The organism is Methylobacterium sp. WL120, assembly GCF_008039465.1.
GTDB lineage: Bacteria > Pseudomonadota > Alphaproteobacteria > Rhizobiales > Beijerinckiaceae > Methylobacterium > Methylobacterium cerastii.
The window spans coordinates 1-5402 of the sequence record NZ_VRUT01000234.1 but is presented as its reverse complement, the minus strand read 5'-3'; the positions used below and the strand labels follow the sequence as shown (position 1 = coordinate 5402).

Annotated in this window: 5 protein-coding genes; all 5 read right to left on the bottom strand. The window is 70.4% G+C overall.

The window, feature by feature from the left end:
• Positions 1-124: 124 nt before the first annotated feature.
• Entirely contained in the window at positions 125-1054 is a 930-nt protein-coding gene (locus FV229_RS25055; protein ID WP_147754529.1) for an ABC transporter permease, read from the bottom strand.
• Positions 1055-1058: 4 nt separating this feature from the next.
• Complete coding sequence (locus tag FV229_RS25050) at positions 1059-2012, bottom strand: ABC transporter permease (protein WP_147754528.1); 954 nt, start codon at positions 2010-2012, stop codon at positions 1059-1061.
• Between the two features lie 83 nt (positions 2013-2095).
• Entirely contained in the window at positions 2096-3715 is a 1620-nt protein-coding gene (locus FV229_RS25045) for an ABC transporter substrate-binding protein (protein ID WP_147754527.1), read from the bottom strand.
• A gap of 128 nt (positions 3716-3843) precedes the next feature.
• Positions 3844-4224, bottom strand: coding sequence for an oxalurate catabolism protein HpxZ (gene hpxZ / locus FV229_RS25040; RefSeq protein WP_147754526.1), 381 nt, complete (start codon positions 4222-4224; stop codon positions 3844-3846).
• Positions 4224-5402, bottom strand: a 1179-nt coding sequence (locus FV229_RS25035; protein WP_147754525.1) for an AtzE family amidohydrolase, incomplete at its 5' end; no start/stop codon positions are given. The genes FV229_RS25035 and hpxZ, both read right to left, overlap by 1 nt.

The window sequence follows — 5402 nt, the reverse complement described above, 5'->3', positions numbered from 1 at the left end:
GTTGGGGAGAGGGTCGGGGTGAGGGGCGTGCGCCGTCCGGAGAGGTCACGCCCCTCATCCTGTCCTTCTCCCCCTGGGAGAAGGGACCCGCGCTTCGCCCGGTTTCCGTCCCTGACGAGGCCCGTCACTGGCGGATCTCCATGGCGCTGCGCAGGCCGTCCGAGAACAGGTTGAACGAGATCGAGACGATGAAGATCGCCAGCCCCGGCAGCGCCGCCACCGTCGGGTTCACGTAGATCGCGGTGCGGAGCGTGTTGAGCATCAGGCCCCATTCGGGCTCGGGCGGGCGCACCCCGAGGCCGAGGAAGGACAGGCCCGAGGCCAGGATCATCGAGACCGAGATCAGGCCGGTGGAGTAGACGAAGATCGGCCCGACCACGTTGCCGAGCACCTGCACCCGCATGATCGTGAGCGCCGAGGCGCCGGACAGCCGGGCGGCGTCGATGTAGTCGCGCGCCCGGATGCCGGTGGTGACGCTCTCGGAGATCCGCGCGATCTGGGGGACGAACACGCAGGTCAGCGAGACGATGGCGTTGAAGATGCCGGCCCCGAGCGCCCCCGACAGCGCGATGGCGAGCAGCACCGAGGGGAAGGCGAAGAACACGTCGATGGTGCGCATCAGGATCGTGTTGGTCCAGCCGCCGACGTAGCCGGCCACGATCCCGATCGACGAGCCGATCACGAAGGCGATCAGCACCGGCGTCACGCCCATGAACAGCGACAGCCGCGCGCCGACCATCAGGCGGCTCAGCATGTCGCGGCCGAGCTCGTCCGAGCCGAGCCAGTAGGTCGCGTCGCCGACGGGCTTCAGGCGGCGCAGCATCGAGCCGCGATACGGGTCCATCGGCGTGATCCACGGCGACAGGATCGCGACGACTACGATGGCGAGGATCACCGCGCCGGCGGTGATCGCCACGGGGTCGCGCACCAGGCGGTGGCCGACATGGCCCCAGTAGCCGCGCGAGGCGACGAAGGCGTCGGGCTCGACTTCGGACGCCGCGGGGGCGATGCCCCCGTCGAGGGCCATGGTGGCGGCGGTGACGGGTGCTGTCATCGGATCAGGCCCGCTCGATGCGCGGATCGAGTGCGGTCTGCATCACGTCCACGAGGAGGTTGAGGGCGACGAAGAACATCGCCAGCACCAGGATCGAGCCCTGGAGCAGGGGGAGGTCGCGCTGGAAGATCGCGGCGTTGAGCAGGAAGCCGGTGCCGGGCCAGGCGAACACCGTCTCGATCAGGATCGAGCCGCCGAGCAGGTAGCCGAGCTGCAGACCCATGATCGCGAGCGCGGTCGGCGCCGCGTTGCGGACCACGTGCTTGAACACCCCGACCTCGTCGAGGCCCTTGGCGCGCAGGGCCTCGACGAAGTCCTGGGCGAGGATGTCTGCGACGAGCGCGCGCACGGTGCGGGCGATGATGCCCATCGGGATCACCGACATCGTCACGGCGGGCAGGATGATGAAGCGCAGGTGCTCGAAGTCGGGCCGCCAGTTGCCGGAGCCGTCCGGCCCCGCCCCGGTCGGCGGCAGCCAGCCGAGGTTGGCCGAGAACACGATCACCATCACCATGCCGAGCCAGTAATGCGGCACCGAGACGCCGAAGACCGAGATCGCGGAGGCGACCCGGTCGAGGATCGAGTTGCGGTGATAGCCGGCGACGAACCCGAACAGGGTGCCGAAGGTGAAGCCGATCAGCGTCGCCACCGAGGCGAGGATCAGGCTGTTGACCACCGCGCGGGTGACCTCGCCGAGCACCGGCCGGCCGGTGGCGATCGAGACGCCGAGGTCGCCGTGCAGCACGTGCCAGAGCCAGATCGCGTACTGCACCGGCAGCGGCTTGTCGAAGCCGTAGGCGGCGCGCATCTCGTCGATGGTCGCCTGCGTCGCGTCCGCCGGCAGGATCGCGCTCAAGGGATCGCCCGGCGCGAGGTGGACCAGGAGGAAGCAGACGAGGCTCACTCCGAACGCCACCGGCGTCACGGCGACGAGGCGCTTGAGGATGTAGAGCAGCATCGGATTCGGGTTTCCTTGTTCCGATCCCAGGTCATGATGCGCGAAGCGCCCTCCCCCGCTTCAGGGGAGGGAAGAGCCGTGGTTCACTTCCCCGTCGCCATGGTGATGTTCGAAAAATCCTGGAACCAGTTCTGCGCCTGGACGAAGCCCTTCACCTTCGGGCTCATCGCCCGCGGGTTCACGTCGTGGGTGATCATGATGAACAGCGCGTCGTCGACGAACTTCTCGTGGACCTTCTCCAGCACGGCCGTCTGCTCGGCCTTGTCGAAGGTGTTGCGGACCTGGTCGAACAGCTTGTCCATCGCCGGATCGCAGTAGTAGCCCCAGTTGGTGCCGTTCGGCGGGGCGAAGTTGCACTGCAGGTGCCGGATGAAGCCGGTGAAGGGGTCCTGGATGAAGTACGAGTAGTTGATGCCCGTCACGCCGCGCGAGATGTCGGCCTTGGCGCCGGCGCGCCAGATGTTGATCAGCGTGTTCCACTCGACCACCTCGTAGTCGACCTGGATGCCGACCTCGGCGAGGTTCTGCTGCACGAACTCGTTCATCGGCAGCGGTTGCATCTGGCCCGAGCCCGAGGCCGAGATCGCGATCTTGGTCTTGAGCGGCTTGTTCGGGCCGTAGCCGGCCTCCGCCAGCAGCTTCTTGGCGGCGGCCGGATCGTACTTCACCTGGAAGGTCGGGTGGCCGAACCACTGGTGGCCGGGCGGGAAGAAGCCGGTCGCCGGCACCGCGAGGCCGCCGAGCAGCTCCTTCAGGCCGTCCCGGTCGATGGCGAGGTTGGCGGCCTTGCGCACGCGGACGTCGTTCCAGGGCGAGCCCTCGACGCGGGACAGGTGCCAGGTCCAATTGTGGGGATAGGTGTTGGTGACGATGGTGAAGCCGGCGCCCTTCAGCGAGGCGACGGCGTCGGGCGCGGGCGCCTCGATCCAGTCGACCTGGCCGGAGCGGAGCGCCGCGACGCGGGCGTTGGCCTCCGGCAGCGGCACCAGCACGAGCTTGTCGAGCTTCGGGACCCGCGCCTTGTGCCAGTACTCCTTGAAGGGGACCATCTCGGCGCGCTCGCGGGGGGCGAACAGGGTCAGCTTCCACGGGCCGGTGCCGGACGGGGTCTTGGCGAAGGCGTCCCAGGACTTGCCGAGCTTCTCCCACTGCGCGGGCGAGGACATCATCACCCAGGCGATCTGGTAGGGCAGCGTCGCGTCGGGCGCCTTGGTGACGATCTCCACGGTCGTCGGGTCGACGACCTTGTAGCTCGCGACCGCCGGGATGCGGGTGCGCCCCTGCGCCGACTGGCGCGGATCGTATTGCGGGCTGTCGTTCTTCAGCAGCTTGTCGAGGTTCCACACCACCGCGTCGGCGGTGAAGTCGGAGCCGTCGTGGAATTTCACGCCGGGCCGCAGCTTGAACGTCCACTTGGTCTTGTCGGCGGCGTCCACCGCCCAACTCTCGGCCAGCCCCGGCACGAGGTCGGAGGGCTTGGTCGCCGAGGACAGGTCCCAATTGATGAGCCCGTCATAGACCGTGTAGCCCATGAAGCGCATGCCCTCGCCGCCGTTGTCGGCTTGGCCGGTGGTCAGCGGGATGTCGGAGGCGGTCATGCCGATCCGCAGCGTGCCCTGGGCCATCACGGCCTGGGCCGACAGCATCAGGGAGCCGGCGAAGGCCGCGCGGGCGGTGAAGGTCTTCATCGAGCGGAACGGCATGTGGGGCGGGGTTGCTCCGTGGGGCGGCCACCCGTGACCGGGCGCCGCAGAGGACGCCCGGCTCCATGCAAGCGCGCGGCCAGACCGGCCGGAAGCCCTGATTGTTTATTCAGGCGGGCGGGGCCGCCCTACCCGTCGATCAGGCTCACGTGGGCGGCGACCACCCGCCAGCCCTCGGGAAACCGCACCCAGGTCTGGCTCTGCCGGCCGACCCGCCCCGGCGCGCTCGCACGGAAGAACAGGGTCATCGCGGTGGCGAAATCGCGCCCGTAGGTGGTGATCACCGTCTCGGACAAAGTCCGCTCCAGGCCCACGGGCGAGCGCGCCCGGCGGAAGGCGCGGATCGCGTCCATGCCGTAGAGGTTCTCGCCCCCGCCGTAGCGGATGGTGCGGGGGTCGTCGCGGAACAGCGCCTCGAGCACCGGCACGTCGTTCGTCGTCAGCGCGGCCTCGTAGGCGCGGAACGCCGCCTCGACCTCGGCCTTCACCTCCCAATCGTCGATCACCATCAGACCAGCTCCGCGATCGGGGCGCGGACGGTGCCGAGCCGTTCGAGCACCCGCGCCACCCGCAAGGCCACGTCCTCGCGCCAGGGCGCGGCGATCACCTGCACCCCGAGGGGCAGCCCGCCGTCGAGCCAGACCGGCACCGCCGCCACCGGCAGGCCGATGAACGAGATCGGCTGCGTGAACACGCCGATGTTGGCGCGCACCGGCAGCGAGACGCCGTCGAGGGTGAAGTGCGTCTGGCCGCGCGGCGGCGCCCGGCACGGGGTGGACGGCGCCATGATCACGTCCACGTCCGCGAACAGGTCGGCCACCGCGCCGCGGTACCAGCGGCGGAAGCGCTGCGCCCGCTCGACGAAGGGCGCCGGCAGCATCGCGCCGGCGATGAGGCGGTCGCGCACCGCCGGATCGAAGTCCTCCGGCCGGGTCCGGAGGCGGTCGAGGTGGAGCGCCGCGCCCTCCGCCGCGGTGATCAGGTAGGCCGCCGCCCGGGCGCGGGCGGCTTCCGGGATCTCGACGACCCGCGTCGCGGACAGCGCCCGGGCCACCACTTGCACCGCCGCGAACGCCTCCGGGTCGCCGCCGCGCGCGAAGTAGCCCCCGGCCACGGCGATCCGGAGGTCGCCGAGGCCGGAATCCAGCCCCGGCAGGACCGGCTCCGCCGGACGGGCCGTCGCCACCGCGTCGTCCGGGTCGGGGCCCTGCATCGCGTCGTAGGCGAGCGCCAGGTCGGCGACGCTGCGCGCCATCGGCCCGAGGTGGTCGAGGCTGTTGACGAACGGGAAGCTGCCGGCCCGGGTCAGGCGGCCGTAGGTCGGCTTCAGGCCGAAGCATCCGCAGAAGGCCGACGGCACCCGGATCGAGCCGTTGGTGTCGGAGCCCAGCGTCAGCGGCACGAGGCCGGCGGCGATCGCCCCGCCCGAGCCGCTCGACGAGCCGCCGGTCATGTGGCCGGCCCCGTGCGGGTTGCGACTGTCGCCGTCGTGCACGTTCTCGCCGGTGAAGTCGTAGGCGTACTCGCCCATGTTGAGCGCGCCGACGAGGATCGCGCCCGCCGCCTCCAGGCGGCGCACCAGGGCGCCGTCGCGCCCGGTCGGCGCCCGCTCGCGGTTGATCTTCGAGCCCGCCCGCGTCGGCAGGCCGGCGCAGTCGATCAGGTTCTTCACCGCGAAGGGCACGCC